Genomic DNA, 26,217 nt, shown 5'->3' on the forward strand with positions numbered 1-26,217 from the left:
TAAAAATCAAAAAGGCGGGTGCCATTGGCCCCGCCTTTTTTGTTTCAACGCAAACCGGCCAGCCTTTCGAAGGCCGATGGCTCGGGAATGCCGAGATCAAGCTGGTGGCGGATCGCCTCGGCACATTCGAGCGCCGTAAGCACTGACGTATCGACCTCCATGTCATAGATACCGGGACGATGAACCTCGTCCTGCCAGCGCTGCACCGGTTCGGGAACCGATGTCTCCTCGCTGCCGCGCAGGTAGAGGGTCTCGCGCCCTTCCTGTACGACCTCCCGCCGTTGCATGATCGTCTCGATCGGACAGCGCACGCCGACGAACAGCACGGAAAAGTCTTGCAGCCGCCGGGCGCAGTCGCCGAGAATGCCGAGCGGCTGCGAATAGCTATCGTGATGACCGAGATCGGCGACGACATTGAGTCCTAATCCGGCATGGATGGCGATCGATTCATAAAGCGCCGCATAGAGGAACGGCACCAGTTCCTCCAGCTCCCGCCGCTCGCCGCCGGGCCTGAGCCCAATACCGGGCAGGTATCTTTTCGGTGTCATGGCATTGTAGGTGTCGACGCCGAGGTTGATCCAAGGTCCCTCGAATCCTTCCTGAATTGCGCGCGCAATGCTGGATTTGCCGCTTCGCGGCGCGCCGTTCAGGATAATGATCTGTCCGGTATGGCTATCGTTGCTCATCAGTCTTCTTCTTTTGTTTGGCGCGAATCGCTGAGGCGAAACCGCGCAGGCCTTTCCATTCGGGATGCGAATACTTTATGGGAGAGTTAAGGCAGCATTGAAGAAGCCGCGACCGCGAATGCATCTGCGGGAAGGAATGCCATGAACGAGGACAGCGCCCATTTTCCCCCCGTCGATCCGGTGAAGACCGGCATTAAAGGCTGCTGCCCGCGCTGCGGTCAGGGCAAGCTGTTCGATGGCCTGTTGGGCCTCAAGCCGCGCTGCGCCGCCTGCGGCCTCGATTATTCCTTTGCCGATTCCGGTGACGGCCCCGCCGTCTTCGTCATCCTCATCGTCGGCTTTATCGTCATCGGCATGGTGTTGTGGCTGCAGGTGAATTACGGGCCGCCGATCTGGGTGCATATCCTGCTCTTTGCTCCGTTGACGATCGTCCTGTCGCTGCTGACGCTGCGCTGGTTCAAGGGCATCCTGATCGCCATGCAATACCGTCATAATGCCCGCGAAGGACGCCTGAGTGACTGAAATGGTGCATGTAACGCCGCGCCGGCGGCTGCCTGTCTTGACCGGTATCCTGGTGCTGATCGCCCTTGCCATCCTGATTTCGCTCGGCACCTGGCAGGTGGAGCGCCTCCACTGGAAGGAAGGCCTGATCGCCGATATCGCCGCGCGGCAGGCAGCAAGCCCCGTGCCGCTTGCCGACATCGAGGCGATGGCAGCTGCAGGCGGCGACATCGAATACCGCAAGGTCACCGCCACCGGCCGCTATATCAACAACAAGGAGCGGCACTTCTTCGCCACCTGGCGCGGTCAGACCGGCTATTACATCTATACCCCGCTGGAGCTTGCCGACGGGCGCATTCTCTTCGTCAATCGCGGCTTCGTTCCCTTTGACAACAAGGAGCCGGAAATGCGCATCCAGGGCCAACTGACGGATCAGCAGACCGTCACCGGCCTGGCGCGCGAAAAGCTTCCCGGCAAGCCCTCCTGGGTGGTGCCCGACAACGACGTCGCCAAGAACATCTTCTACTGGAAGGATCTCGACGTCATGGCCTCCAGCGTCGGGCTGGAGAAAGCGCGCGTCATTCCCTTCTTCGTCGACGCCGATTCCACCCCCAATCCGGCCGGCCTGCCGATCGGCGGCGTCACCCAGGTGGATCTGCCGAACGACCATCTGCAATATGCTTTCACCTGGTACGGGCTGGCCGCCGTGCTTATCGTCGTCGTGGCGATCTCCTGGTTCCGCAAGGGCGCCAAGACACCTCAGCAATAGTATCACTTCAATTCTCGACCATATTGGGCTAGAGGTCCCTAAATCTCTCAACCCGGAACTGACATGAATATTGCGGCGAAACCTCCTTTGACGATCAGGCTCTGCGGTCCACGCGGCTTCTGCGCCGGCGTCGACCGCGCCATCCAGATCGTCGTGCTGGCGCTGAAATCCTATGGCGCGCCGGTTTATGTGCGCCACGAGATCGTCCACAATCGTTATGTCGTCGAGGGGCTGGAGGCCAAGGGCGCCGTCTTCGTCGAGGAGTTGGACGAAATCCCGGCCGAACATCGCGCCCAGCCGGTGGTCTTCTCCGCCCATGGCGTGCCGAAATCCGTGCCGGAGGATGCGGCAAGCCGTAACCTCTTCTATCTCGACGCCACCTGCCCGCTGGTCTCCAAGGTCCACAAGCAGGCGATGCGCCACAATCGCCTCGGCCGCCATGTCGTCCTTATCGGCCATGCCGGCCATCCCGAAGTGATCGGCACGATGGGGCAACTGCCGGAGGGTTCGGTTTCTCTGATCGAGACGATCGAGGATGCCGACGCCTACGTCCCCGTCGATCCCGATAATCTCGGCTATGTCACCCAGACGACGCTGTCGGTCGACGATACGGCCGGCGTCATCACCCGCCTGCACGAGCGCTTCCCGAACCTGACGGCGCCGGCCGCGGACTCGATCTGTTATGCGACGACCAACCGCCAGGAAGTGGTGAAGCAGGCAGCCCCGGGCTGCGATCTCTTCATCATCGTTGGCGCGCCGAATTCGTCCAATTCCAAGCGCCTCGTCGAAGTGGCGCTCAGGGCAGGGGCGAAGAAATCGATCCTCGTGCAGCGCGCCGCCGAGCTCGACTGGGACGAGATCGGCGCGATTTCGACGCTCGGCCTTTCCGCCGGCGCTTCCGCCCCCGAGGTCATCGTCAACGAGATCATCGAGGCTTTCCGCGCCCGCTTCGACGCCCGCGTCGAACTGGCAGAAACGGTGCAGGAAACCGAAAACTTCCTCGTCAATCGCGAACTGCGCAATATCGAGCTGACGGCGGCCGACATGGCTTTCGTCAACGGCTAGATCGGCCTTTCGGCCTAGCGTCCACTCCGGCAAATCCAATATCAACAAGGCATGAAGGGCGAGACCTCACTTGGCAGTCTATACCGATATCGCCGAAGACGATCTGAAGTGGTTCCTGACGGAATATGACGCAGGCACGCTGCTCTCCTACAAGGGCATTGCCGAAGGCGTCGAAAACTCCAACTTCCTGCTTCACACCTCCAAGGATCCGCTGATCCTGACGCTCTATGAAAAGCGCGTGGAAAAGAGCGATCTGCCTTTCTTCCTCGGCCTGATGCAGCATCTCGCCGCCCGCGGTCTGTCCTGCCCGCTGCCGCTGCCGCGCCGGGATGGCGCGCTGCTCGGCTCACTGTCCGGCCGTCCGGCGGCGCTGATCTCTTTCCTCGAAGGCATGTGGCTGAGAAAGCCGGAGGCCAGGCACTGCCGCGAAGTCGGCAGGGCGCTGGCCGAGATGCATGTGGCCGGCGATGGTTTTGAGCTGAAGCGGGCGAATGCGCTGTCGATCGACGGCTGGCGGGGGCTGTGGGAAAAATCCGAGCCGCGCGCCGGCGAGGTCGAGCCCGGCCTGCAGACCGAGATCCGCAGCGAACTCGACTTCCTCTCCACTGCCTGGCCGAGCGGCCTGCCGGCCGGCGTCATCCACGCCGACCTCTTCCCCGACAACGTCTTTTTCCTCGGCGACCAGCTCTCCGGCCTGATCGATTTCTATTTCGCCTGCAACGATCTGCTCGCCTATGACGTCTCGATCTGCCTGAATGCCTGGTGCTTCGAGAAGGACGGCGCCTACAACATCACCAAGGGCACGGCGATGCTCGAGGGTTACCAGAGCGTCCGGCCGTTGAGCGATGCGGAGATCGCTGCCCTGCCGGTGCTGTCGCGTGGGTCGGCGCTGCGGTTCTTCCTGACCCGGCTCTATGACTGGCTGACGACGCCGGAAGGCGCCATGGTCACCAAGAAGGACCCGCTCGAATATCTCCGCAAGCTGCGGTTCCACCGCCAGATCAAATCGCCCGCCGAATACGGATTGAGCCTATGAAACACGTCGATATCTTCACCGACGGCGCGTGCTCCGGCAATCCCGGCCCTGGCGGCTGGGGCGCGGTGCTGCGTTATGGCGATGTCGAAAAGGAGCTTTGCGGCGGCGAGGCGGATACGACCAACAATCGTATGGAACTGCTGGCGGCGATCTCGGCGCTATCGGCCTTGAAGAGCCCTTGCGAGGTCGATCTCTATACCGACAGCGCCTATGTCAAGGACGGCATCTCCAAGTGGATATTCGGCTGGAAGAAAAACGGCTGGAAGACCGCAGACAAGAAGCCGGTGAAGAATGCCGAGCTCTGGCAGGCGCTGGAGGCGGCCCGCGACCGCCACAAGGTGACGCTGCACTGGGTCAAGGGCCACGCCGGCCACCCGGAAAACGAACGCGCCGATGAACTTGCGCGCCGGGGCATGGAGCCGTTCAAGAAGGGCAAGGCGGTTTCGTTTTAAAGAAGGTGCACATGTCACTCAGCTTTAGGAGTCCGATCTATACCATTGCTATTTTCTGCCTTTTGATTGCGTTTGGCATGTATTGTGGTGCGAGCAGAGCTGTTGCGACCGAAAAACCGGTGCATAAACCCTTCGACGACCGGCCGATGTTGTGTGCCGCTTACTACGGCCATCTCGCTCAGGGATTCAAAGACAAGCGCGAGCCCAAGAAAGCGCAAGCGTATCAAGCCAAGTTTCGCATCTTATACGCGCGCGGCATCAAGAACATGATCGCTAGTGGGAGCACCAGAGATGAGGCACATACCATGACACAGAAATACGCAGATCTGCTTGGCGAACTGGCACTCAAACAGGCTGCCGAGGTCCGTTCAATCGCTTCTATGTGTCAGCGCGAGTTTCCCGTCCCGACCATATGGAACTAGATGCGATTGAGTCCTGCAGCATGTTAGATCCGGGACGAGAGCCGACGACATAGCTTTCGAGAAGGTGCACGTCGGCCAAATTAGTTCCGCGCCGAGCCGAAATTTTTGCAAGCTCCAGCAAAGCACCTCCCGCCAAAAATCTTGGTCGCCTTGAAAGCAGTCGAACTCGTAACCCGGYTCGGTAGCTTTCCAGCTCCTCAAGCCGCCTGCTGCTGCGGCGCCGTTGCGGCGCCCTGGATCAGCCGGTGCAGATATTCGAGTTTTGCCACGACGGGTGAGGACAACACGAAGGGGTAGGAGTCCGGCTGCCCCATGCTGCGCTGGATGGCGTTGATCGCCAGGCTGAGCGGCACCCAGGCGCTGACCAGTTGTTCGGCGCTTCTTGCCCGGTAAGGGATGAAATCCACCTCGCCTGATATTTCCTCATGGCCGCGCGGATCGATGGCGATGCCGAAGGCACGCGCCGTTTCGAGCGTATCAACGATGTGGAGGTAATGCGCGAAGCATTCGGCGAAATCCTCCCAAGGGTGCGACGCCGCATAGGCGCTGATGAAATTGTCCGGCCATCCCAAGGGCGCACCGCCGGCATAATGGTTCTGGAGGGCTGTCGCATAGTCCTGCCGTTCATCGCCGAAGACGGCGCGAAAATCGGCAAGGCCGCCCCGATCGCGCACCAGCTTGTTCCAGATGAAATGGCCGGCCTCGTGGCGGAAATGGCCAAGCAGCGTGCGATAGGGTTCGTTCATCGAGCTGCGCGCCTGTTCGCGCGTCGCATCGTCGGCCTCGGCGGCGCGGATGGTGATCAGGCCTTCCTCATGACCGGTCATGGCCGGCACGATATAACCGTTGCTCTCTATCGAATCCTCGAGAAAATCGAAGACCAGGCCGCCTTGCGGGTCTTGCGCCCGATCGGGATGCGGCAGATTCCAGCGCAGCAGCGAATAAAACAGATGACGCTGGGCCTGGCTGATGCGCCGCCAGCGGTCGATGCCGTCCTGGGTATCGGTGTTCGGAACCAGCCGGTTATGGCGGCAGGCAACGCAGAATTCGCTCTCGCCGTCACCGTCCACCAGCCAGTTGCAGATGTCGAGGCCGGCATTGGCGCAGAAGCGGACGTCGCGATCGGGATTGGAAACGAGCTGCCAGAGTGTCTCGTCGCGCGGCTCCAGCGCATGCATGGCGAGATCGCCGGGCAGGAAGCCGAGGCGATGGTTGCAGCGCACGCATCGACGGTTGTCGAAGTGGACGACCTGATCGCAGTTGTCGCAGGCAAAAAGTTTCATCGTATCTATCTCTGCAGAGCATGAGGGTGACGGATTAAAAATGCCTGCCGCGCGAGGGCGCAGCAGGCATGGTGATAAAGGATGAGCGTCTACTGCGCATTCCTTAAATCGGAAGCACAGCGTCCTTTGCGCGTCTTAGTGCTGTCGCTCAGAGCCGATCGACGGCGCCCTTGAGCTTGTCCTTGACCTTGCCGGTTGCGACTTGTCCCTTGCCCTTGGCTTCCTGGACGGCGCCCTTGGCCTGCATCTCGCGATCGTCCGTCGCCTTGCCGACGGCCTGCTTGGTCTTGCCGGCAATTTCGTTTGCCTTACCGGAAATCTTGTCGCTGGTGCTACCCATAAGTGATGTCTCCTTGGTCGGCATGGGCCTTTTGTCCATGCTTGCCGAAATGAAACGTCACTCTTGGCTATTCGTTCCCGCTGCCGTCAGGCCAGCCTTTCAGGCATGGCCGGCTTCGGCCGAAAGCATCGCAGCGGTCACGCCCATACCGGCGAGCGCCCGCTCGTATTTGTCGTCGAGGCTGCGGTCGAAGATCAGTTCCTCATTGGCCGGGCAGGTGAGCCAGCCATTGTTGACGACCTCGCTTTCGAGCTGGCCGGCCGACCAGGAGGAATAGCCGAGCAGCATCGTCGCCCGCGTCGGCCCATTGCCCTTGGAGATGGCGCGCACGATATCGAGCGTCGCTGTCAGGCAGATGTCGTCGCTGACGGGAATGCTGGAGTCGCTGGAATAATCGTCCGAATGCAGCACGAAACCACGGCCGCTTTCCACCGGGCCGCCGGTCTGGATCGGGAAGTCGCGCGCCCGCTTCGGCAGCACGATCGAATCTTCCTGCTTGATCATGTCGAGATGCAGCAGCACATCGGTGAAGGTGAGGCTCTGTGGCCGGTTGATGACGAAGCCCATGGCCCCGGCATCCGAATGCGCGCAGATGTAGATGACGGTGCGCGCAAAATTGCGGTCTTCCATGCCCGGCATGGCGATGAGGAACTGGCCATCGAAGAAGCCACGTTCCCGTCTGTTCTTCAGCGTCAATAAGGACATCGTTCCTCCTGCTGCTAGACCGCACCAAGGCCTCGACAAAAGAAACATGGGCCAATGTCACACATCAATCAACTGAAAATGAAGATTTATATCGCCGCGACTTCTGGCGGTCTAACAGCACATTCGGTAAACCTTTGTTCCATGATGATTATTTCCTCAGGCCCGCGCAGGCTTTTAATCGCGGTTGTGTCGGTGGCCGCAGCCCTTGTGCCATTTTATTCCGCCCATGCGGAAATGAGCGCCTGGGCGGACAACGAGGGCGGCCGCATGCGCCTCGTGGCGCTCGCGCCCGATGCCGGCGGCAAAATCCGCGCCGCCCTTCAGATCGAGCCGAAACCCGGCTGGATCACCTATTGGAAAGAGCCCGGCGGCAATGGCATTCCGCCCCAGATCACCATCCCGGCGGGCAGTGGCGTCACACTCGATGCCATCGCCTATCCCGTTCCGAAGCATTTTTTCAACGGCACGGTCGAGGATATCGCCTATGACACGCCGGTGACGCTGCCGCTGTCACTGACGGCGGCCGGCAAAGGCCCGGTTACGATCGACGCTGCCGCCTTCATCGGCATCTGCAGGGATATCTGCATTCCCTTCCAGGCGAATTTTCAGCTGAAGCTTGGCCCCGCCATCCAGTCGCACCCGCAAGAGGAGGCGATCCTTCAGGCCGCCGATGCGAAGCTGCCGAAGCCGCCGTCGCAGGATTTCGGCGTGACGGCGCATGCGATGTCGCCCGATAGGAAGACGCTGTCTTTGACACTCGCTCTGCCGGGCGGGGGGGCGGGCGAGGGGAAGAGCGCGCCGGATATCATCGTCACCGGCCCGAGCGGCCATGCCTTCACCAAGCAGATCGGCGGCAAGCGCGACGGCGCCACTTTCAAGGTCGACGTCGCTATCGGCAAACTGCCTGAGAATTACGACATATCCGGCAAGCGCTGGGGCGTACTGGTCATCGACGGCGAAAGGGCGATGGAGACCACTCTTGCCTTTCAATGATGGGCTCCTATAGTCGCCTCGATCCCCTGCTGCGCCCGCCGCCAAGCAGAACCCCCAAAGCCGGAAACCCCCAAGCCAGAACCAAGGAGGTGGCATGAAAGAGGCCGCGGCCGTTGAGAGAACGGATCACTGAGATGCAGATGATGATCGAGGGACAGTCACACTTCCAGCCTTTCGGCTTATCCTATTGGGGTTTCGAAGATCTCAATAAGGGAGTTGGAAGCATGACTGCCTCTTATGAATACCATATCGGGGTCGACTACCACAAATCCTACAGCCACCTGGTGGTTCAGGACAGCAGCGGCAAGACGCTGAGATCCGGCCGGGTGAAGAACGACCGACAGTCGCTCGGCGGGTTTCTCGAACGCTATCGGGAGAACTCGCATGCGGTTGTCGAGGCGACGCGCAACTGGATGGTGATCTACGACTGGCTCGACGACATTTGTGATGATGTCGTTCTCGCCCATCCGCTGAAGGTTAAGGCGATCGCCGACGCCAAGATCAAGACCGACAAGATCGACGCGACGGTGCTGGCACATCTGCTCAGAGCCGATCTGGTACCCGAAGCCTGGGCGCCAAGCGAGAGATCGCGGGACCTTCGCGTCGCGCTGCGCGAGCGGATGTTTTACGTGCGGCTGCGCACGATGACGAAGAACCGGATCGTCACGGTGTTCGACCGCTATCCGGAGCAGACGGCACAGCTGAAGAAGCTCGGTGACCTGTTCGGCAAGGCCGGCCGCGTCCAGCTGGCTCAAGTGAACGTCTCTGAGATCGACCGCATCCAGATTGACCGTGGTCTCGCCTTCATCGGCGACATCGACATGCGGATCAAACAGTCGGAAGCAACGATCCGGGCGATGACCAAGGCCAATGCCAACGTCAAGCTGTTGAAGACGATCCCCGGCATCGGCGAGTTCTTCGCCCGGCTGATCGATGCGGAGATCGACGACATATCGCGGTTCCGCCAACCGAAGAAGCTTGCCGCCTATGCCGGGCTTGTGCCCTCGACCTATTCCTCCGGCGGCAAGACCTTCCACGGCAAGAAGTGGCTGCGCTGGGCCTTCGTCGAGGCGGTAACACCTGCCATCGCCAGCGATCCACAGCTGCGCGCCCAATACGAGCATCTGAAGATCAAAGGAATAAACAAGGCGCGGGTGGCGATTGCGCGCAAGCTTCTGACGATCGCCTTCCAGATCCTGCGTGACCAGCGCGCCTACGAGCCGCGCGGCACCGCCACCATGGAAGGCGCGTCGACGATATCCCGGTTGTCCTGATGGTCGTTTAGCGAGCCCGGCAGAACTGGGCTGCGCTCCTCTAGGAGAATGGGAAACCGGGAGCCGAACGCCACTCTGTGACCGAAGCCCCAGGCATCAGGTCACGCATTGGAGACTGGTTCAAGAACCGAAGGACAGCAAAGCGATCTGTCCGGCGGAAAGAGAGACTTTGCCGATCGGTGCGAATGCCGGTCAAAACTTAACCGAACCCAAGGAAAAGCCGCCAAATGCTGGTGTTCTGCCCCTTGCGTTCTTTCATTGGAGAAGACCATGACCATCGCGATCGGCGACAAGCTTCCTGCCGCCACCTTCAAGGAAAAGACGGCTGACGGCCCGGTTGCAATCACCACCGATCAGCTCTTCGCCGGCAAACGCGTCGTGCTCTTTGCCGTACCGGGCGCCTTTACGCCGACCTGCTCGCTGAACCACCTGCCGGGTTATCTCGAAAACCGCGATACCATCCTTGGCAAGGGCGTCGACGATATCGCCGTCGTATCAGTCAACGACTGGCACGTGATGGGCGCCTGGGCGCAATCATCCGGCGGCATGGGCAAGATCCACTTCCTCGCCGATTGGGATGCCAGCTTCACCAAGGCTGTCGGCCTCGACGCCGACCTCTCCGCCGGCGGCCTCGGCCTGCGCTCCAAGCGCTATTCGATGCTGGTGGAAGACGGCGTGGTGAAAGCCCTCAACGTCGAGGAAAGCCCCGGCCAAGCAACGGTCTCGGGTGCTGCCGCGATGCTGGAACAGCTCTGAGCGTTCATTGCCTGCGTTATGAAGGGGCGGCCGTTCGGTCGCCCCTTTTCAGTTGTGTGGTTGCTCAACGATGGGCCAGGTTATGCCAGGGCGTGCAAAACGGTCTTAGAACCGACCGGCGCGCAAAAATCGACATGCGTCCCTTCGCCTTTCCGAACTATCAATCGTCGAGAAACTCGCTCAGTGCAGCATTGAACGCCGATGCCGACTCCAGGTTGACGATATGCCGCCCAGGCAAGGACAGATGACGGCCCTGCCGCACACGAACGGCGATGCACTCCAAATCGGACGGCGGACATACCGGGTCTTCTTCACCGGAGACGGCAAGCAAGGGGTTGGCGATCCGTGCGATGTCTTGCTGCAAATCAGTGTTGGCCAGCGCCGCGCAGCAGCCAATATAGCCATCAACCCTTGTCGCGGTGAAACGGTCGAGAATGTCGCGCACCATGCCGGGCTGGCTGGCGTTGAACGCCGGGGTGAACCAGCGTTCTGCGGCGGCAGCGGTGAGCCCGCCAAGGCCGTATTCCCGCACGGCCGCCATGCGCGCGCCCCAGCTTTCGGCGGTGCCGATCTTGGCGGACGTCGCACACAAAAGAATTTTGTCCAGACGTTGTCCGGCATGAATGCCCAGCCACTGTCCGGTCAGGCCGCCGATCGACAGACCGCAGAAATGCGTCCGCTCTATCTCCAGCGCATCGAGCAGCGCAAGGACATCATTGCCGAGGTCTGACAGCGCATAGGGCGGCGGCGGGGCCGACGACAGGCCGTGGCCGCGGCGGTCATAACGCAGCACGCGATAGTGCTGCGACAATGCGGCCGCCTGCGCATCCCACATGTGCAGGTCGGTTCCGAGCGAATTGCAGAACATGAGCCACGGTTTGCCGGCCGCACTCCTGTCGCCGTCGATGCGATAGTGCAGGCGGTGGCTTGCGAGATCGAGATAGGGCATGGCTTGACGACTTTCGGTTTTTGAAAATGGCTGGAGGCAATGTCCCGACGATCCGGCCGAACCCTGCTATCCCGATGACGAAGGTCGCCGCAGTCGCGACGCGAAGGCGCCGACGGCCACATCGGGATGGCCATCGGCGGAAGCATGACGCTGACCTGCGGGTATGTTCTGTCCGCCCGCCGGTCAGCGTGCCGACCCTTATGCTGCAGCGAGCAGAACGGCGTCGACGCGGCGGGCGTTGCTGATCGCGAAGACCAGCATGGCGAGCGCCGAGACGGCCGCGGGGATCGCGAAGATCAGGAAGTTCTGCTGCAGCGGCAGCTGTTGGGCCAGAAGCACACCGCCGAGGGTCGGACCGACAATGGCGCCGATACGCCCCACACCGGAAGCCCAGCCCAGCCCCGTCGACCGGACGGAGAGGTTATAGAGCTGCGCGACGCTCGCATAGAGCAGGATCTGCGTGCCGATGGTGGTGGCACCGGCGATGAAGATCGTCAGGAACAGCAGCCCAGCCGGCAGGTTGAAACCAATCAACGCGATCGACAGGGCGGCAGCCACGAAGAAGCCGACGACAACCTTCGGCAGGCCGAACCGGTCGCCCAGCCAACCGCCGGCGATGGCCCCGACCATGCCGCCAAAATTGAGCGAGAACAGGCTCACGAGGCTCGCTCTTTCGGCATAGCCGGCCTCCTGCAGCACTTTCGGCAGCCACGACGACAGCAGATAAACAAGCAGCAGGCAGCAGAAGAACGCCACCCAGAGCATCAGCGTGCGCAACGTGCGCTGGTGGCGGAACAGTTCGGCGACCGATGCGGACGCACCCTTGGATTCGGTGAAGACCAGCATGTCGTCGTTGCCAAGGCGGGCAGACGGATCGATCTTCGCATAGATCCGTCTGGCTTTCTCCTGCTGCCCCTGGCGGATCAGAAAGCCAAGGGATTCGGGCAACTTCCAGAGCACCAGCGGCAGCATCAGCAACGGCAGGGCGGCGATGAAGAACATGGGCTTCCAGCCATATTGCGGGATCATGCCGATGCCGAGCCCGGCGGCAACCATGCCGCCGACCGAGTAGCCGGAGAACATCAGCGCGACGATGGTGCTGCGGAGGCGCTTGGGGGCATATTCGTTCATAAGCGCCACCGCGTTGGGCATCAGTCCGCCGCAGCCGAGACCGGCGATGAAGCGAAAGATTTTGAACTGGTCGGGCGAACTGGCGAAACCGGTCAGAAGGGTGGAAGCAGTGAACAGCACGAAGCTGATCGCAATGCCCTTCTTGCGCCCGATCTTGTCAGCCAGGGAGCCAAAAGCCAGGGCGCCAAACATCATCCCGAACAGCGCCCAGGCCTGCAGCGCGCCGGCCTGCGGTTTGGTCAGGCCCCATTCCGCAATCAGCGTCGGCAGCACGGTGCCGGCGACGAAGACGTCATAACCGTCGACGATCAGCAGCACCGCGCAGAGCGCCACCACCGACCACTGAAACCTTCCGAATGGATTGTTGTCTATCGCTTCATTCACATCGATAGTGCGCATCATGGCTCCTCCCTGAGTTTCTACGCAGTCAGTATTGAGATGTCAGCCGGTATCGCCCCCGGCCACCGGCAGCACGCTGCCGGTGACGTAGGACGCTTCATCCGAGGCGAGGAACAGGATTGGCGCTACCTGTTCCTCGATGGTCCCGTACCGCTTCATGAAACTGGATTGTTTCACCTGGTCGACGACGTCGGTCATCCAGGCCTTCTCCGCGTCCGTATCGCCCGCGACATTGCGCGGAATCCGACGCGGCGGCGCTTCCGTGCCGCCTGGTGCGGTGGCGACCACGCGGATGTTGCGCTCCGCCAGTTCCATGGCAAGCGACTGGGTGATGGCGTTCACGCCGCCCTTGGCTGCCGAATAAGGCACACGATGGATGCCGCGCGTTGCATTCGACGATACGTTGACGATGGTACCGCCGCCGCGCGCGAACAGATGCGGCAGGACGGCGTGGCAGCAATAGAGTGTCGGCATCAGCGAGCGGCGGATCTCCGCGTCGATCTGCTGCGATCCGAATTCCGCAAAGGGGCGCATCCGGATGGCGCCGCCGACATTGTTGATCAGGATGTCGATGCCACCGAAGCGTTGCTCGGCGAAGCGCATCGCCGAAGCCGCCCCTTCATAGCTCTCGAGATCGGCATTGAAGGCGGCGGTTTCGGCGTCCCTGGCTTCGGCTGCAATCTCCGTCACGAAATCGGCTCGGTCGACGAACAGCACCCTGCCACCCTCTGCCGCGGCGCGGATGGCCACGGCGCGGCCGATGCCCTGCGCGGCGCCGGTGACGACCAGCACCTTGCCGTCAAACCGACCGGCGAAGCGCGGCGCGCTCATGCAGCCTCCTTCGCCGCCGCATTGGGCGTGAACTTTTCGTATTGGAAGCTGTTGGGCTTCACGCCGTTGTCGTCGAAATGCTTGCGCACCGCATCGACCATCGGCGGGGGGCCGCAGAGATAGACGTCGACATCGCCGCCATGAAGCAGCTCGGCCGGCATATGTTGCGTAACCCATCCCTTACGCGGATGGCTCGAGGCCTCCTCGGCCACCACCGTGGTGAAGCTGAAGTTGGGCAGGCGCGTGGCATAGGCCGCGATCTCGTCGACGAGAACCAGATCGAGATCGCGCGTCACGCCATAGATCAGATGGATTTTCTGTTCCGATCCAGCGCGGGCAAGAACCTCCAGCATCGAGAGGAACGGTGCAAGGCCGGTGCCTCCGGCTAAAAACAAAAGCGGCCTGCGCACATCCCGCAGATAAAAGCTGCCGAGCGGGCCGGTCAGATTGAGCCTGTCGCCGGCCTGTGCGTCGGCGAGCCAGCTGCTCATCAACCCACCCGGGATCTTCTTGATCAGGAAGCCGATGCGTTGCTCGCCGGGCGCCGTGCTGAACGAATAGGAACGGCTCTGGCCGCTGGCCGGCACATCGATGTTGACATACTGGCCGGCCAGGAACGAGGGAGACGCCCCAGTGTCCACGTCCAGTTCCAATACGATCGCCGCATCGTTGTGCGGCGTCACCTTCGCCACGGTGGCGGCGAATTTCTGCTGCCCGGTTTTGCAGGCCGCCGATGTCGTCGGCACGGCGATGACGCAGTCCGACGTCGGCTTCATCTGGCAGGTCAGCACGAGGCCGCGCTCCGCCTCGTCGGCCGTCAGCGCGTCATCGATATAGTCGTCGCCGAGATCGTAGAAGCCGCTTTCGGCGCGACATTTGCAGGTCCCGCACACGCCGTCGGAGCAATCCATCGGCAGGTTGATCTTGTTGCGGAAGGCGGCATCGAGAACCTTCTCGCCGTCCTTGCATTCGACGAACCGGGTGACCCCGTCCTCGAAGTTCAATGCGATCCTGTAGCTGGCCATGGAGCCCTCCTCATCAATCCCCTGCCGGCCGACGACACCTGTCAAACGTGATAGACGTCGATAACCTGGCGGATGTAGTCGTTCTTCAACACGATCTTCTTGCGCGCGATCAGCAGTGCGTCGTCGTCCTTGCGCAGCGTGGCGAACATGGTGCCGAAGAAGTGGTCGGTCACCTTGTAGCGATGGTTCAACGTGTGGAAGTTGTAGCGCACGTCGACTTCGTCGCCCCGATGCGCCAGCACTTCGAGATTGGTGACATTGTGGCTCGTGCGCGGTTCCGGCGTGGAAGCGCCGGAGCGCTCGGTCTTGATGCGGAATACCCGGTCTTCCAGGCCGTCGCGGTTTGGATAGTAGATCAGCGAAATCTGCGACTGCGGGTCTTCGGTAATCCGGTCGTCGTCATCCCAGGCCGGCATCCAGTAGGTCACGTCGGGTGCATAGCAGGTCAGCCATTCGTCCCACTCGCGATCGTCCAGGAGCCGCGCTTCCCGATAGAAGAACGCGCAGATGGCGTCATAGGAAATGGTCATGCGACAACTCCGTTCTTTTCAGCGGACAGCGCCTGGCGCATCACCTTGGCCCAGTACTCGTGCTGGCGGACGAACAGGCCTTCGTCCTCGCTGCGCTCGCCGGACAGCAGCGGCTCGATGCCCATCTGCTTGGCGTTTTCGTCCGGACCGTCGATCCACAGCGGCGCGCCCCGCGACAGGTCGTTCCAGAGCGCTGCGGTGCCGGCATAGCCGGCCTGGCAGGCGCGGAATTCCTCCAAATCGTCGGCCGTGCCCATGCCGGACACGTTGAAGAAATCTTCATATTGGCGGATACGGAGCTGGCGATCAGCCTCGCTTTCGCCCTTCGGCGCAAAGCAGAAGATGTTGATTTCGGTCTTGTCGACACTGATCGGGCGGGTCACGCGGATCTGCGTGCTGAACTGGTCCATCAGGAATACATTCGGGTAAAGGCAGAGGTTGCGGGTCTGGTTGACGATGAAATTCGCCTTCTCGGCACCGACGCGCGCCGCGATCTCGTCTCGCTGGTCGTAGACCGGACGCACCTCGGGGTTCATGGTGTTGGTCCACAGCAGGATGTGACCGTTCTCGAAACCATAGACACCCGCGACCGAACGGCTCCAGCTGTTGGCGTCGACCGCCTTCGTGCCCTCTTCCTTGCGCCGCCCCATCGTCGCGGCATAGTTCCAGTGGACGGAGCTGACGTGATAGCCGTCGCAGCCGTTTTCCATCTGCAGCTTCCAGTTTCCGTCGTAGATGTAGGACGAATTGCCCCGCAGCACTTCAAGCCCGTTCGGCGCCTGGTCGACGATCTGGTCGATGATAACCTTCGTCTCGCCGAGATAGTCCTCGAGCGTCGCGACCGCATCATTCAGGCTGCCGAACAGAAAGCCCCGATAATTCTCGAACCGGGGAACGCGCTTGAGGTCGTGCGAACCGTTCTGCGCGAACTGAGGCGGATACTGGGTGGTCTTCTCGTCCTTGACCTTGAGCAGCTTGCCGGCGTTGGAAAAGGTCCAGCCGTGGAAGGGGCAGGTGAAGCTGCCCTTGTTGCCGTGCTTGCGGCGGCACAGCATCGCGCCACGGTGGGCACAGGCGTTGATGACCGCGTGCAGTTCACCGTTCTTGTCGCGGGTGATGACGACCGGCTGCCGGCCGATATAGGTCGTGTAATAATCGTTGTTCTCTGGGATTTGACTCTCATGGGCCAGATAAACCCAGTTGCCTTCGAAGATATGCTTTATCTCCAGCTCAAAGAGGTCTTCGTCGGTGAAGATGTCCCGGCGGCAACGGAATAGACCGGCTTCCTTGTCGTCCTGCACGGCAGTGGCGAGCAGATGATCGAGTTCTCTTGCTTTGTCGATGATCGCAGACATGGCTTCTCTCCCGCAAAGTGCGCGGTAACCGGCGCAACCCTTGCAACAGTGTCGATGATGACGATGATATGCGGGCTGGCGGCTATTCAGCCGCCGCCCTTGCCGTTTACGCGGCGGCGCGTTTGCGCTGTTCGTTGATCTGGTTGTCGATGCCATCCACCAGAGCGGTCAGATGGATGTCGAACGTGATCTCGGCGAACGGGCCGCTCAGACCATTGGCCTTGATGCTGGCCTCGTCGCTGCGCTCGATCACGGCCGGAACCAGGCCGTCTCGCGTCGCATAGGCAAAATCATCATTGACCAGCGGATCGCCTTCGATGTTGATCTGGGTCGTCAGCTTGCGATGGCCGTCGGCGCTGATGAAGAGGTGGATATGCGCCGGGCGCTGGCCATGGCGGCCGAGGGCGGAAAGCAACTGTTCCGTCGGGCTGCCCGGTGGCACGCCATATCCGTGCGGCACGATGCTCTGGAATTTGTAACAGCCCTTTTCGTCGGTCACGATCGTGCGGCGCATGTTGAACGGCGCCTGCTTGCCGGTCGGGTCGAAGTGTGAATAGAACCCGCGGGTGTCACAATGCCAGACTTCGACAGTCGCACCCGGCTGCGGCTTGCCGTCAGAACCATACACGGTGCCGTGCATGATCAGTGTGTGACCATTGGCGTCGGTGCCGTCATCGAGACGGGCAAAGCCATGACTGACCGGTGCGCCGGCCACATAGAGCGGCCCCTCGATCGTGCGCGGCGTCGGGTTTTCGATGCCGAGCGCCTCATCGATCGCGTCGAGGCGTTCGTCGAGGAAATGATCGAGACCGAGACCGGGCGAGATCAGGCCGGCCTGGCCGGCGGCGCCGATCTCATTGAGCCAGGCAATGCCGGTCCAGTATTCGTCGGGGGTGATGTCGAGATCATCGATCGCCTTGAACAGGTCGGACATGATCCGATGGACGATGAGTTTGACGCGCGGATTGCCGCCGTCCTTGTCGAGGCCGCTCAGGACGCTCAGAAAATCCTGAATGTCGGGCCTGCCGAAAATCTTCACGCTCATTTTTTCCTCCTCTTGCATTGTTCAGAAAGTCGATGCGGCTCCCGTTCCCGCGCCGAACACGGCGCTAGGTATCGTCCTCGCGGATCGCCGAGGGATGCCGCAGCAGCGGCGTTACTTCGATGTCCATGAACTTGAACAATGGCAGCCCCGACAGGATCTCGTGCAGCTCCGTATTGTCCTTCACGTCGAAGATGCTGTAGTTCGCGTATTCACCGGCGATGCGCCAGATATGCCGCCATTTGCGGCTGCGCTGCAGTTCGTGCGAATAGGCCTTTTCCCGAGCGATGATCTCCGCCGCCTCCGCCGAGGGGAGATCATGGGGAATATTCACATCCATCCTCACATGGAAAAGCATGGTCGCCTCCCTTATCCGGCAATGCTGATCGTCTTGCGCATCCTGCCTCGAACAAAGAACGCCACACGATCCTCGTCCAGTTCGATCCCCAGTCCCGGTCCCTGGGGAACGGTCAGTTCGAAATCGCTGTAATCCAAGGGCGTGGCGAGGATCTCTTCCGTCAGCAGCAGCGGACCAAAGAACTCCGTGCCCCATTGCAGATCCTTCACGCCGGCCATCAACTGCGCGGCAGCGATCGTGCCGATCGGCCCTTCGAGCATGGTGCCGCCATAGACACCGATGCCGGCCGTCTCGGCGATGGCGATGACCTTGGCGGCGGCGAACAGGCCGCCCGCCTGCTCGATCTTGATCGAGAATACGTCGGCTGCGTGCGCCGTCACCGCTTCGAGTGCGCTTTCGGGACCGACAAGCACTTCATCGGCCATCATCGCGATCGGTGACACTCGCGTCAGCCGGGCAAGCGGCGCGACGCCGCCCACCGGCTGCTCGACCAATACGCAACCCGCATCGCTGAGTGCCGCAATCGCATTGCGCGCCTCGCGCTCCCGCCAGGCCATGTTCACGTCGACACGAACCGAGGCCATGTCCGGCAGCGCCTTGCGTATGGCAGCCACGTGGCGGATATCCTCCTTGATCGACTTGACGCCGATCTTCAGTTTGAAGTCCTTGTGGCGACGTCGGTCGAGCAGCGCCTGCGCCTCATCGATGTCCTTTGCGGTATCTCCGGATGCGAGCGTCCAGGCAACCGGCAGTTTCTCACGACGTCGGCCGCCGAGCAGTTCCGACATCGGCACGCCGAGGCGGCGGGCTTGGCAATCCAGCAACGCGGATTCGACGGCGCATTTGGCAAAGTGATTGCCCTTTACCGCCTTCCGGACGCGATCCATCGTCGCCTGTACGCGCGTCGGATCGCAGCCGAGGAGCAGGGGCGCGATATATTCGTCGATCGTGAGTTTCATGCCTTCCGGGCTCTCCGGTCCGTAGGCAAGTCCGCCAATGGTCGTGCCTTCACCCAGGCCTTCGATCCCATCGGAGCAGCGAACACGCACGATCGTCATGCTCTGGCGGTTCATGGTGACCATCGAGAGCGTGTGCGGCCGGATAGTCGGCAGATCGAGTATAGTAGCCTCGATGGAAACGATCCGAATTTCCGCACGCACCGCGCTTCCTCCCTTTATTTGCAGGAAGGTTAGCCCTCGTTTAAGGTAAGGTCCAAGACCATATAAGTCGGAATCTATACCTGGGAGGTATAATAGGAATGGAGCTGCGCCAACTCCGCTACTTCGTGGCGGTCGCCACCGAGCGCAATTTCTCGCGCGCGGCGGAAATTCTCCACATCGCGCAGCCACCGCTCAGCCGGCAAATCCAGCAGCTGGAGGAAGAACTGGGCGTCAACCTGATCGACAGGTCCAAGCGGCCGTTGAGCTTGACGGAGGCGGGACGGTTCTTCTTCGATCAGGCCTCGCAGATCATGGCCCGGCTCGAGCATATCCGTGATCAGACCCAGAGAATAGGAAAGGCCCAGCGCGAACGGTTCGTCATCGGCTGCGTCGGCTCCACCCTCTATGGAGGTATGCCGGATCTCGTCAGGCGCATGCGGCAGCGCTGGCCTGATCTCGATATCGAGATCCGGGAAATGATGTCGACGGAACAGGTGACGGCGCTCAAGGAGCGACGCATCGATCTGGGTTTCGGCAGGGTGCGCTTCAACGACAGGGAAGTCGAACGGCTGACGCTCCGAGAGGAGCGGCTTGTCGTCGCCTTCCCGAAGAGCCATGCCAAATCCATCGCCAAGGAGCCCATAGGGCTTTGCGAGCTGGAGGGGGAATCCCTGATCATCTATCCCTCGACGCCCCGGCCAAGCTTTGCGGACGAGACGCTGAACCTGCTCGGCGAGATCAACGTCAATCCCGGACATGTCGAGGAGGTTCGCGAAATCCAGACGGCGCTGGGCATGGTCGCAGCCGGCGCCGGCCTGTGCATCATTCCCGCGGCCTCGCAGCGCCAGCGACCGGACGATGTCTGCTATCGCATGATTGCCGACGAGAGGGCGACCTCACCCATCATCATGAGCTACCGGCGCAACGAAGCCGGCGGCCGGATCGAATCGATAAAGCAGATTATCCGCGAAATGTATGCCGACAATCCTCCCTGGCTCCAGCTCTCCAATGTCCGTCTGGACGCGCTCGAGAGTTGAGGCAGGCCTGCGCTTCGGCCTGCTGCCATCCACTCACTTCCGGGTGCAGCACTTCGAGCCCCAGGGAGGCGCGCCCGACTGGCATGCCGGACCGAACGATCTGTTGGCAGAAGGCGGCAAACAGTTCCTTGACGCCGTTATGAGGCGCGTCATTTGCCAGCCAGCGTGCGATATCTTCCATTCTGTCCGGCCTCGCTTCGCAAGGTTAAGTTCGGATTTCGAACCAGCCCGCCGTGGCACGAATAATGCTCCAGAGTTTGCCTGGAAGCGCGATCTCCGAAACCGTGAGTGGGCTTAGCGCAATGTCGATTTCATGACTTCTTTGGTTCTGGGCGAGTTCAACCCATTCCGGATTCATCACCAGCCCCTGGCCGACGGCGACGAGCGACAGGCCAAATTCGAGGGCCCTTTCGGCCTCATCGGGTTTTCTGATTTGGCCGGCGGCGATGACGGGTATACGGCCCTCGACGCGCTCGGCAATGAGCTCAGCGATGGAACGGCCGCCGGCATCGTGGATAGGTTTGGCATGAAGCACGCTCGAGAGCGACACGTGCATGTAGTCCACACCGGCGACGACGAGGCGATCAATCAGTTCGTAGGTGTCACTGAGCCGAAGGCCGCCTTCACCAGATTCCTCAGGCGAGATCCGGTAGCCGAGCAGAAAGGGGCGCTTCGCGTGCGTATCGATGATCCGCTTTACCTCTTGAGCGACGGCGAGCGGAAAGCGCATCCGGTTCTCCAGCGAACCGCCCCATTGGTCCTCTCGCTGGTTAGATAGCGGTGAGAAGAAATTCTGAATCAGGAACCCGTGCGCCCCATGCAACTCGATGCCGTCGAAGCCTGCCTCGATTGCGCGGCGTGTGGCCTCGCCGAAAGCAGCCACGACATCCCGGATTTCATCGTGAGTCAGCGCGCGCGCTGTCATGTTGCCATTGTTGAATGCACCCGCAGCAGCCTTGACGGCGCTCGCGCTGACGATCTCGCCCCCTGGAACCAGTTCGGGCACGGCTTTGTTGCCTGCATGGAAGATCTGGAGGATCGCCGGCGCGCCGCCACTCTTGGCCGCCCCTGCCAGCCGGCGCAGGCTCGGCGTGAAGCTATCGTCGCAAGAAGCAAACTCGCCCGTGAAGCCGACGCCATTCGGCATCACGTGGGTGCAACCGGTAATCACCAGGCCGACGTCCTTTGCTCTGCGACGGTAATACGCGACCTCTTCCTCAGAGACCGTTCCGTCCTCATTGCCCGACCATGTCGTCATGGGGGCCATGACAATCCGGTTGCGAAGGGTGATCCCCTTGGCGAAAGCGAACGCGTCGAAGAGTTTCGGTTGTGTCTTGCTCATGATCTCGTCGTCCTCGCACCGCTCCAACAGCATGCGGTGTCGAGCAACTAAATAATGGAGGACAGGCATGCCGATTAGCCGCTATAATCTGCATGAACTTAGAAATGGGGTTTATGAATGAGAAAAGGTGATTTCAGCGAGCTGGCGGCATTCATCACCGTCGTGGAGGAGGGAAGTTTCACGCGCGCGGCCGCGAAGCTTGGCCTCTCTCAGTCCGCACTCAGCTATGCTGTTCGAATGCTCGAGCGACGTCTGGATGTGCGGTTGATTTCACGGACGACGCGCAGCCTTTCGACGACAGAGGCGGGAGAACGGCTGTTTCACAGCCTGCGTCCCGCATTTGATCACATCGACAGCGAGATTGCCGCGCTCACTGCCCTTCGCGACAAGCCCGCAGGCACGATTCGCATCACCACCTTTCGGCATGCCGCCCGGATGGTGCTCTGGCCCGCATTGCTGAAGCTCGCGCCCGAGTATCCGGACATCGTCGTTGAGATCAATGTCGACGAAGGGCTCACGGACATTGTCGCTGGCCGATTTGACGCGGGCATACGGCTCGGCGAACAGGTCGAGAAGGACATGGTCTCGGTGCGGGTGAGCCCCGAGGTTCGAATGGCGGTTGTCGGATCGCCCTCTTATTTTGCCAACCGTAAGCGCCCGGAAACCCCACGTGACCTGAACAGTCACGCTTGCGTAAGCTATCGGCAGAGCAGGGGAGGCGGTCTCTACGCCTGGGAGTTCGAGCGCGACGGCATCGAGCTGGAGGCGCGCGTCAGCGGATCGCTTATTCTCAATGACAATGAGATGCTGGAAAACGCGGCCCTCGATGGACTGGGGCTTGTTTATGTCTTCGAAAGTCAGGTTTCTCACCATGTGGCCGAGGGACGTTTGATCCGAGTTCTGGAAGACTGGTGTCCGCCATTCCCGGGCTATCACCTCTATTATCCAAGCCGGCGGCAACACACCCCGGCCTTCTCCCTCCTGGTCGAGGCACTCCGTTACCGGGGACCGTAACGGCATTCATCAATCCCATTTCTAACCCCATGCAGAAAATGGGGCCTAATCGCTGGTGCTGCGCTGCTTATCTCACCTCACGAGGACGGGCGCAAAATCACTGTGCCGGCGAGGTGATCGAGATCGCCACGGCTCGTCCCTCCTTCGATGAAAAGACGGCTCTGCCGCTAAAGTTCAGGAGACGACCTATGGACAAAAACAAGCCAAATGCGGGTTCCAATGCCAACGAGCATCCGGGTGTTGCTCGCCGCGACTTCTTGATCAACTCGGCGCTCGCCGGGGCAATGTTGACCGTCGCATCGCCGGCCTGGGCCGCTTCGTCGGATCAGCCCCAGGCAACCAAAAGCACTCCCCAGGCAGGACAAGCCCAGATGAAAACCCGGAAACTCGGAACACTGGAAGTCTCGGAAATGGGAGCTGGATGCATGAGCATCAGCGCCAATTATGGGCCGGCCGCCTCGACAGCCCAAGGCATCGAGACCATCCGCGCCGCCCACGAAAAAGGCGTTACATTTTTTGATACCGCCGAAGTCTATGGGCCGTATACGAGCGAAGAGCTTGTTGGGGCGGCGTTGGCACCGATACGCGATCAGGTGAAAATCGCCACCAAGTTCGGCTTCGCAATTGACGGTACGGCCGGGCTGAACAGTCGTCCGGAACGGATCAAGCAGGTGGCGGAGGCTTCGCTCAAACGCCTGAAGACCGATCGCATCGATCTCTTCTATCAGCATCGCGTCGACCCCAACGTACCGATCGAAGATGTGGCTGGTGCGATCAGGGAGCTGATCCAGGAAGGCAAGGTTCTGCACTTCGGTCTCTCCGAGCCGAGCGCCGGGACGATTCGCCGGGCACATGCCATCCAGCCTGTGACGGCGGTCCAGACCGAATACTCCGTGATGGAAAGGAGCCCGGAACGCAATGGCGTTCTCGCTGCATGTGAGGAGCTTGGCATCGGCTTTGTCCCGTGGGGTCCCATGGGAATGGGTTATCTCACAGGGAAAATCGACGCGAGCACAAGGTTCGACCCGAAGACCGATCTCCGCTCGACATTCGATCGCTTCAGCCCTGAAAACCTGGCAGCCAATATGCCGTTCGTCGCGTTGTTGAAGCAGTTCGGCGAAAAGAAGGGGGCAACACCCTCTCAGATTGCCCTGGCGTGGCTGCTGGCGCAGAAGTCGTTCATCGTTCCTATCCCAGGCACGCGCAATATCGATCATCTGAATGAGAACCTGGGTGCACTTCGGGTCGAACTGACGCCTGACGACCTCCGCGCGTTCGGGACTGCCCTCGCGGCACTGACCGTGCATGGCGGACGCATGAACGAAATGCAAATGGGTCTGGTTGACCAAACAACCTAAAGCGCGTCGCGATCTTTCCGACCTCCAGGCGCCGCGCGTTTTTCAGACGCGCGACGCTGCAGCACTTTGAATTGCTGCAGCAATTGCCGGATTAAGAAGCCCGCTTTCTAAGCCCATGCAAATACCACCGCCTAATCTGATCGGCTTCGCCGGACTACGGTGTCGTCGATTGTCTGTGTCAAATCCCGCTCCGGCAAACCAAGGGAATCCTCTATGGCTGACGCCAGATCCAAAAAATCCAATGAACCATTCGCCGCAATCCAACGTCTTGTCGTGACCGTGGCCGCTATCGTCTTCAGCGTCTTCGGCCCATTCAGTTCTTCGGCAATGGCGCAGGCAACCGGAAACCGAGCAACCTTCCCAAAGAATTTCGATGAGTATGTCCACTATGCGACCTACGACCGTGGCTCTTCCAGGGAGGAGGCGTTTGCAACGCGCGAAACTTTGGAGATCGCGAAGTCCGGCCGACCGCTGCCGCCCGGCACGCAATTGGTCCTGGGCATCTGGGCTGACTACAAGCTCACCGGCTATTTCGTCATGGAGAAAGGTGTGGACTGGGGTCTCAGCGTCCCGGAGGAGCAGCGCACCGGAGACTGGCATTTTCAGCAGTTCGATACCAACATGCAGGTCAGTCGGACCGCGTTCGCCGAGCGATGCCAATCGTGCCACGGGTCTCAGGCAGATAATGACTTCATGTTCACGACCGACAGAATGCGGGCTTACGTCCCTTGAAGCCGCTGTTTCTCTTGCGGTTGATCCTCGATGTCTTGGCGGCCGGCCTGTTGCTGGCCGCTCTGGCTTACAACTGGCTCGGCAATGCGGCACACGAGATAATCGGCACAGGCATGTTCCTGCTGCTGATCAGCCACAACATTTTCAATCGCCGTTGGTACGGCATGATCACGCAGGGCTGGCGCGAGCCGCGCGGTATCGTCGCCAGGGTGATCAATCTCTCGCTGCTGATCACCATGCTGACCTTGCTGGTAACCAGCATAATCATCTCACAGACCGTCTTTGGCTTCCTGTCTTTGACCGGCACCTTCACCTTGCGCCAGATCCACGCGTCGGCGGCTTATCTGGCGCTGCTCATGGCTTCCATTCACCTGGGTCTGCACTGGTCGATGATCATCGGCGTGGTGAGCAGCAGGTTCGGCATGACGGCCGAGGGCAGACTGCGGACGCTTGTTTTGCGTGTGGTCGCCATCACCATCGCCGTCTATGGCGTTCAGGGCTTGCTCACGATCGATGTCGGATCAAAATTGTTCATGCAAATGAGCTTCGACTTCTCGGATTTCCAGACTGCGACGCCGGCCTTTTTCCTGCATCACATAGCGATCATTGGGCTTTTCGTGTTTATCACCCACTATGGCCTGAAGCTGATCAGGGGCCGAAAGCGCCGGACGCGTACTGTCGGCCATAAAGCAGTTGAACGCGGGTCTATTTAGAAACCCGCTTTCTAGCTTCATGCAAATTATGCATTCTAATCAAATAGACCGAGCGCATCTATCTTCCTGTCTGTCGAAACAGGGAGTTAAGCGTGAGCAAAGTTTGGTTCATCACAGGCGTGAGCAGCGGCATCGGCGCCGGGGTCGCCAGAGCGGCATTGAAGGCTGGCGACAAGGTCGTTGCCACCTCCAGAAATCTCGACAAGGCCCGTGATGCCTTGCGCGACGTTGCTGGTGACGATCTTGCGTTCATCAAGTTGGACGTGACCAGCGAAGCACAGGTCAAGGCTGCTGCAGAAGACGCCGTCGCGCGGTTCGGACGCATCGACGTCGCGGTCAACAATGCCGGCTATTGCCTGCTCGGCAACTTCGAAGAGCAGAGCCTTCCCCAGATCGAAGCCCAGTTTGCCACCAATTTCTATGGCGTTGTGCATGTCGTGCGCGCCGTGCTTCCGGTCATGCGCAGGCAGCGGTCGGGTCACATCATCAACATCGGCGCCGCAGCCGGCGTCATCGGCCTGAAACACTGCGGTGCCTATTCCGCCACCAAGTTCGCGATCGAGGGTCTGGCGTTTTCCGTCGGGATCGAGGTCGAGCCATTCGGCGTCAAGTTCACGACCGTCGAACCCGGAGCCTTCCGCACGGATCTGCTGGACAGCCAGAATGTTCGTTACGTTCCCCGAAGCGGCATCGAAGACTATGCCGGCGATGCAACATCCGAGGCCACCTGGTCGAGCTTCCATGGCGTGCAACCTGGCGATCCCGACAAGCTCGGCGCGGCCGTCGTCACCGTCGCCGCCATGGAAAATCCGCCGAAGATATTCGTCGCCGGAACGGATGCGATCGCCATGATCGCGCCCGGCATAGAAAGCCGTCTCAGCGACATGCGAACCCATGACGAGCTGTCCAGATCAACGGACGGATCTCTCTGATCATCCTCAACTCAAAAACCAAAGGAC

Annotated in this window: 29 protein-coding genes; 15 read left to right on the forward strand and 14 right to left on the reverse strand. The window is 60.8% G+C overall.

Going from position 1 to position 26,217, the window contains the following annotated elements:
* Positions 1 to 44: 44 nt before the first annotated feature.
* Positions 45 to 686: a chloramphenicol phosphotransferase CPT family protein gene (locus AC1D2N_RS08765; RefSeq protein WP_130651840.1), complete on the reverse strand. Its 642-nt coding sequence runs from the start codon at positions 684 to 686 to the stop codon at positions 45 to 47.
* A 141-nt stretch (positions 687 to 827) separates the two neighbouring features.
* Between AC1D2N_RS08765 and AC1D2N_RS08770 the strand changes: the two genes are divergently transcribed.
* The 6 genes from AC1D2N_RS08770 to AC1D2N_RS08795 all read left to right on the forward strand — a co-directional run bounded on the left by AC1D2N_RS08770 (position 828) and on the right by AC1D2N_RS08795 (position 4,931).
* Positions 828 to 1,208 carry a DUF983 domain-containing protein gene (locus AC1D2N_RS08770; protein WP_130651841.1) on the forward strand — a complete coding sequence of 127 codons (381 nt, stop codon included), beginning with the start codon at positions 828 to 830 and terminating at the stop codon, positions 1,206 to 1,208.
* A gap of 1 nt (position 1,209) precedes the next feature.
* The gene (locus AC1D2N_RS08775) at positions 1,210 to 1,956 is read left to right on the forward strand and encodes an SURF1 family protein (protein WP_205936613.1); all 747 of its coding nucleotides are present in this window, start codon (positions 1,210 to 1,212) and stop codon (positions 1,954 to 1,956) included.
* 63 nt (positions 1,957 to 2,019) lie between these two features.
* Entirely contained in the window at positions 2,020 to 3,021 is a 1,002-nt protein-coding gene (gene ispH, locus AC1D2N_RS08780; RefSeq protein WP_011650764.1) for a 4-hydroxy-3-methylbut-2-enyl diphosphate reductase, read from the forward strand.
* 70 nt (positions 3,022 to 3,091) lie between these two features.
* The gene (locus AC1D2N_RS08785; RefSeq protein WP_130651843.1) at positions 3,092 to 4,057 is read left to right on the forward strand and encodes a homoserine kinase; all 966 of its coding nucleotides are present in this window, start codon (positions 3,092 to 3,094) and stop codon (positions 4,055 to 4,057) included.
* Complete coding sequence (rnhA, locus tag AC1D2N_RS08790; protein WP_003545999.1) at positions 4,054 to 4,509, forward strand: ribonuclease HI; 456 nt, start codon at positions 4,054 to 4,056, stop codon at positions 4,507 to 4,509. Before AC1D2N_RS08785 ends, rnhA begins: the two co-directional genes overlap by 4 nt.
* An 11-nt stretch (positions 4,510 to 4,520) precedes the next feature.
* Positions 4,521 to 4,931, forward strand: a complete 411-nt coding sequence (locus tag AC1D2N_RS08795; RefSeq protein ID WP_130651844.1) for a hypothetical protein — start codon at positions 4,521 to 4,523, stop codon at positions 4,929 to 4,931.
* 197 nt (positions 4,932 to 5,128) lie between these two features.
* Here the strand turns inward: AC1D2N_RS08795 and AC1D2N_RS08800 are convergent, their stop codons facing one another.
* The 3 genes from AC1D2N_RS08800 to AC1D2N_RS08810 form a co-directional block, all read right to left on the reverse strand.
* Entirely contained in the window at positions 5,129 to 6,214 is a 1,086-nt protein-coding gene (locus tag AC1D2N_RS08800; protein ID WP_130651845.1) for a zinc-binding metallopeptidase family protein, read from the reverse strand.
* 148 nt (positions 6,215 to 6,362) lie between these two features.
* A complete protein-coding gene (locus tag AC1D2N_RS08805) occupies positions 6,363 to 6,554 on the reverse strand; it encodes a CsbD family protein (RefSeq protein ID WP_003546001.1) in 192 nt (63 codons plus the stop codon).
* Positions 6,555 to 6,653: 99 nt separating this feature from the next.
* Positions 6,654 to 7,259, reverse strand: a complete 606-nt coding sequence (locus tag AC1D2N_RS08810) for a YqgE/AlgH family protein (protein ID WP_018245102.1) — start codon at positions 7,257 to 7,259, stop codon at positions 6,654 to 6,656.
* Positions 7,260 to 7,400: 141 nt separating this feature from the next.
* On the opposite strand from AC1D2N_RS08810, the gene AC1D2N_RS08815 reads away from it, so the two are divergent.
* From AC1D2N_RS08815 to AC1D2N_RS08825, 3 genes are all read left to right on the forward strand, one after another.
* On the forward strand, positions 7,401 to 8,252 hold the full coding sequence (locus tag AC1D2N_RS08815; RefSeq protein ID WP_130748760.1) for a protein-disulfide reductase DsbD domain-containing protein: 852 nt from the start codon (positions 7,401 to 7,403) through the stop codon (positions 8,250 to 8,252).
* Between the two features lie 224 nt (positions 8,253 to 8,476).
* Positions 8,477 to 9,526: an IS110 family RNA-guided transposase gene (locus AC1D2N_RS08820; RefSeq protein WP_130651846.1), complete on the forward strand. Its 1,050-nt coding sequence runs from the start codon at positions 8,477 to 8,479 to the stop codon at positions 9,524 to 9,526.
* A gap of 270 nt (positions 9,527 to 9,796) precedes the next feature.
* A complete protein-coding gene (locus AC1D2N_RS08825; protein WP_130651847.1) occupies positions 9,797 to 10,282 on the forward strand; it encodes a peroxiredoxin in 486 nt (161 codons plus the stop codon).
* A gap of 160 nt (positions 10,283 to 10,442) precedes the next feature.
* On the opposite strand, the gene pcaD is transcribed toward AC1D2N_RS08825, so the two are convergent.
* From pcaD to AC1D2N_RS08870, 9 genes are all read right to left on the reverse strand, one after another.
* Positions 10,443 to 11,231 (reverse strand): 3-oxoadipate enol-lactonase, encoded by a 789-nt coding sequence (pcaD, locus tag AC1D2N_RS08830; protein WP_130651848.1) that lies wholly within the window; start codon positions 11,229 to 11,231, stop codon positions 10,443 to 10,445.
* Between the two features lie 198 nt (positions 11,232 to 11,429).
* Positions 11,430 to 12,764, reverse strand: a complete 1,335-nt coding sequence (locus AC1D2N_RS08835; RefSeq protein WP_130651849.1) for an MFS transporter — start codon at positions 12,762 to 12,764, stop codon at positions 11,430 to 11,432.
* A gap of 39 nt (positions 12,765 to 12,803) precedes the next feature.
* Positions 12,804 to 13,592 carry a benzoate diol dehydrogenase BenD gene (gene benD / locus AC1D2N_RS08840; RefSeq protein WP_130651850.1) on the reverse strand — a complete coding sequence of 263 codons (789 nt, stop codon included), beginning with the start codon at positions 13,590 to 13,592 and terminating at the stop codon, positions 12,804 to 12,806.
* The gene (benC, locus tag AC1D2N_RS08845) at positions 13,589 to 14,617 is read right to left on the reverse strand and encodes a benzoate 1,2-dioxygenase electron transfer component BenC (RefSeq protein ID WP_130651851.1); all 1,029 of its coding nucleotides are present in this window, start codon (positions 14,615 to 14,617) and stop codon (positions 13,589 to 13,591) included. Before benC ends, benD begins: the two co-directional genes overlap by 4 nt.
* A gap of 41 nt (positions 14,618 to 14,658) precedes the next feature.
* A complete protein-coding gene (benB, locus tag AC1D2N_RS08850) occupies positions 14,659 to 15,147 on the reverse strand; it encodes a benzoate 1,2-dioxygenase small subunit (protein WP_130651852.1) in 489 nt (162 codons plus the stop codon).
* Positions 15,144 to 16,502, reverse strand: a complete 1,359-nt coding sequence (locus tag AC1D2N_RS08855; protein WP_130651853.1) for a Rieske 2Fe-2S domain-containing protein — start codon at positions 16,500 to 16,502, stop codon at positions 15,144 to 15,146. Before AC1D2N_RS08855 ends, benB begins: the two co-directional genes overlap by 4 nt.
* A 106-nt stretch (positions 16,503 to 16,608) precedes the next feature.
* Positions 16,609 to 17,547, reverse strand: a complete 939-nt coding sequence (catA, locus tag AC1D2N_RS08860) for a catechol 1,2-dioxygenase (protein WP_018245110.1) — start codon at positions 17,545 to 17,547, stop codon at positions 16,609 to 16,611.
* A 64-nt stretch (positions 17,548 to 17,611) separates the two neighbouring features.
* Positions 17,612 to 17,902, reverse strand: a complete 291-nt coding sequence (gene catC / locus AC1D2N_RS08865; RefSeq protein WP_018245111.1) for a muconolactone Delta-isomerase — start codon at positions 17,900 to 17,902, stop codon at positions 17,612 to 17,614.
* Between the two features lie 11 nt (positions 17,903 to 17,913).
* Entirely contained in the window at positions 17,914 to 19,062 is a 1,149-nt protein-coding gene (locus AC1D2N_RS08870) for a muconate/chloromuconate family cycloisomerase (protein ID WP_130651854.1), read from the reverse strand.
* A gap of 98 nt (positions 19,063 to 19,160) precedes the next feature.
* Here AC1D2N_RS08870 and AC1D2N_RS08875 point away from each other — a divergent pair, with 98 nt between their 5' ends.
* On the forward strand, positions 19,161 to 20,099 hold the full coding sequence (locus AC1D2N_RS08875) for a LysR family transcriptional regulator (RefSeq protein ID WP_018449275.1): 939 nt from the start codon (positions 19,161 to 19,163) through the stop codon (positions 20,097 to 20,099).
* 205 nt (positions 20,100 to 20,304) lie between these two features.
* On the opposite strand, the gene AC1D2N_RS08880 is transcribed toward AC1D2N_RS08875, so the two are convergent.
* A complete protein-coding gene (locus AC1D2N_RS08880) occupies positions 20,305 to 21,441 on the reverse strand; it encodes an NADH-dependent flavin oxidoreductase (RefSeq protein ID WP_130651856.1) in 1,137 nt (378 codons plus the stop codon).
* A gap of 117 nt (positions 21,442 to 21,558) precedes the next feature.
* Here AC1D2N_RS08880 and AC1D2N_RS08885 point away from each other — a divergent pair, with 117 nt between their 5' ends.
* From AC1D2N_RS08885 to AC1D2N_RS08905, 5 genes are all read left to right on the forward strand, one after another.
* The gene (locus AC1D2N_RS08885) at positions 21,559 to 22,455 is read left to right on the forward strand and encodes a LysR family transcriptional regulator (RefSeq protein WP_018449273.1); all 897 of its coding nucleotides are present in this window, start codon (positions 21,559 to 21,561) and stop codon (positions 22,453 to 22,455) included.
* Between the two features lie 188 nt (positions 22,456 to 22,643).
* Complete coding sequence (locus AC1D2N_RS08890) at positions 22,644 to 23,813, forward strand: aldo/keto reductase (RefSeq protein ID WP_130651857.1); 1,170 nt, start codon at positions 22,644 to 22,646, stop codon at positions 23,811 to 23,813.
* Between the two features lie 213 nt (positions 23,814 to 24,026).
* On the forward strand, positions 24,027 to 24,545 hold the full coding sequence (locus AC1D2N_RS08895) for a cytochrome P460 family protein (RefSeq protein ID WP_018449271.1): 519 nt from the start codon (positions 24,027 to 24,029) through the stop codon (positions 24,543 to 24,545).
* Positions 24,542 to 25,258, forward strand: coding sequence for a DUF4405 domain-containing protein (locus AC1D2N_RS08900; protein ID WP_130651858.1), 717 nt, complete (start codon positions 24,542 to 24,544; stop codon positions 25,256 to 25,258). Before AC1D2N_RS08895 ends, AC1D2N_RS08900 begins: the two co-directional genes overlap by 4 nt.
* Positions 25,259 to 25,350: 92 nt before the next feature.
* Complete coding sequence (locus AC1D2N_RS08905) at positions 25,351 to 26,190, forward strand: SDR family oxidoreductase (protein ID WP_130728908.1); 840 nt, start codon at positions 25,351 to 25,353, stop codon at positions 26,188 to 26,190.
* The last annotated feature ends 27 nt before the right edge of the window (positions 26,191 to 26,217 follow it).

Source organism: Rhizobium sp. P1_B8 (assembly GCF_056406515.1).

What these genes read in the sequence shown, in the direction of transcription:
- AC1D2N_RS08765 (WP_130651840.1), bottom strand. Translation starts at nt 686, where the DNA reads ATGAGCAACGATAGCCATACCGGACAGATCATTATCCTGAACGGCGCG.
- AC1D2N_RS08770 (WP_130651841.1), top strand. Translation starts at nt 828, where the DNA reads ATGAACGAGGACAGCGCCCATTTTCCCCCCGTCGATCCGGTGAAGACC.
- AC1D2N_RS08775 (WP_205936613.1), top strand. Translation starts at nt 1,210, where the DNA reads ATGGTGCATGTAACGCCGCGCCGGCGGCTGCCTGTCTTGACCGGTATC.
- ispH (WP_011650764.1), top strand. Translation starts at nt 2,020, where the DNA reads ATGAATATTGCGGCGAAACCTCCTTTGACGATCAGGCTCTGCGGTCCA.
- rnhA (WP_003545999.1), top strand. Translation starts at nt 4,054, where the DNA reads ATGAAACACGTCGATATCTTCACCGACGGCGCGTGCTCCGGCAATCCC.
- AC1D2N_RS08795 (WP_130651844.1), top strand. Translation starts at nt 4,521, where the DNA reads ATGTCACTCAGCTTTAGGAGTCCGATCTATACCATTGCTATTTTCTGC.
- AC1D2N_RS08800 (WP_130651845.1), bottom strand. Translation starts at nt 6,214, where the DNA reads ATGAAACTTTTTGCCTGCGACAACTGCGATCAGGTCGTCCACTTCGAC.
- AC1D2N_RS08805 (WP_003546001.1), bottom strand. Translation starts at nt 6,554, where the DNA reads ATGGGTAGCACCAGCGACAAGATTTCCGGTAAGGCAAACGAAATTGCC.
- AC1D2N_RS08810 (WP_018245102.1), bottom strand. Translation starts at nt 7,259, where the DNA reads ATGTCCTTATTGACGCTGAAGAACAGACGGGAACGTGGCTTCTTCGAT.
- AC1D2N_RS08815 (WP_130748760.1), top strand. Translation starts at nt 7,401, where the DNA reads ATGATGATTATTTCCTCAGGCCCGCGCAGGCTTTTAATCGCGGTTGTG.
- AC1D2N_RS08820 (WP_130651846.1), top strand. Translation starts at nt 8,477, where the DNA reads ATGACTGCCTCTTATGAATACCATATCGGGGTCGACTACCACAAATCC.
- AC1D2N_RS08825 (WP_130651847.1), top strand. Translation starts at nt 9,797, where the DNA reads ATGACCATCGCGATCGGCGACAAGCTTCCTGCCGCCACCTTCAAGGAA.
- pcaD (WP_130651848.1), bottom strand. Translation starts at nt 11,231, where the DNA reads ATGCCCTATCTCGATCTCGCAAGCCACCGCCTGCACTATCGCATCGAC.
- AC1D2N_RS08835 (WP_130651849.1), bottom strand. Translation starts at nt 12,764, where the DNA reads ATGATGCGCACTATCGATGTGAATGAAGCGATAGACAACAATCCATTC.
- benD (WP_130651850.1), bottom strand. Translation starts at nt 13,592, where the DNA reads ATGAGCGCGCCGCGCTTCGCCGGTCGGTTTGACGGCAAGGTGCTGGTC.
- benC (WP_130651851.1), bottom strand. Translation starts at nt 14,617, where the DNA reads ATGGCCAGCTACAGGATCGCATTGAACTTCGAGGACGGGGTCACCCGG.
- benB (WP_130651852.1), bottom strand. Translation starts at nt 15,147, where the DNA reads ATGACCATTTCCTATGACGCCATCTGCGCGTTCTTCTATCGGGAAGCG.
- AC1D2N_RS08855 (WP_130651853.1), bottom strand. Translation starts at nt 16,502, where the DNA reads ATGTCTGCGATCATCGACAAAGCAAGAGAACTCGATCATCTGCTCGCC.
- catA (WP_018245110.1), bottom strand. Translation starts at nt 17,547, where the DNA reads ATGAGCGTGAAGATTTTCGGCAGGCCCGACATTCAGGATTTTCTGAGC.
- catC (WP_018245111.1), bottom strand. Translation starts at nt 17,902, where the DNA reads ATGCTTTTCCATGTGAGGATGGATGTGAATATTCCCCATGATCTCCCC.
- AC1D2N_RS08875 (WP_018449275.1), top strand. Translation starts at nt 19,161, where the DNA reads ATGGAGCTGCGCCAACTCCGCTACTTCGTGGCGGTCGCCACCGAGCGC.
- AC1D2N_RS08880 (WP_130651856.1), bottom strand. Translation starts at nt 21,441, where the DNA reads ATGAGCAAGACACAACCGAAACTCTTCGACGCGTTCGCTTTCGCCAAG.
- AC1D2N_RS08885 (WP_018449273.1), top strand. Translation starts at nt 21,559, where the DNA reads ATGAGAAAAGGTGATTTCAGCGAGCTGGCGGCATTCATCACCGTCGTG.
- AC1D2N_RS08890 (WP_130651857.1), top strand. Translation starts at nt 22,644, where the DNA reads ATGGACAAAAACAAGCCAAATGCGGGTTCCAATGCCAACGAGCATCCG.
- AC1D2N_RS08895 (WP_018449271.1), top strand. Translation starts at nt 24,027, where the DNA reads ATGGCTGACGCCAGATCCAAAAAATCCAATGAACCATTCGCCGCAATC.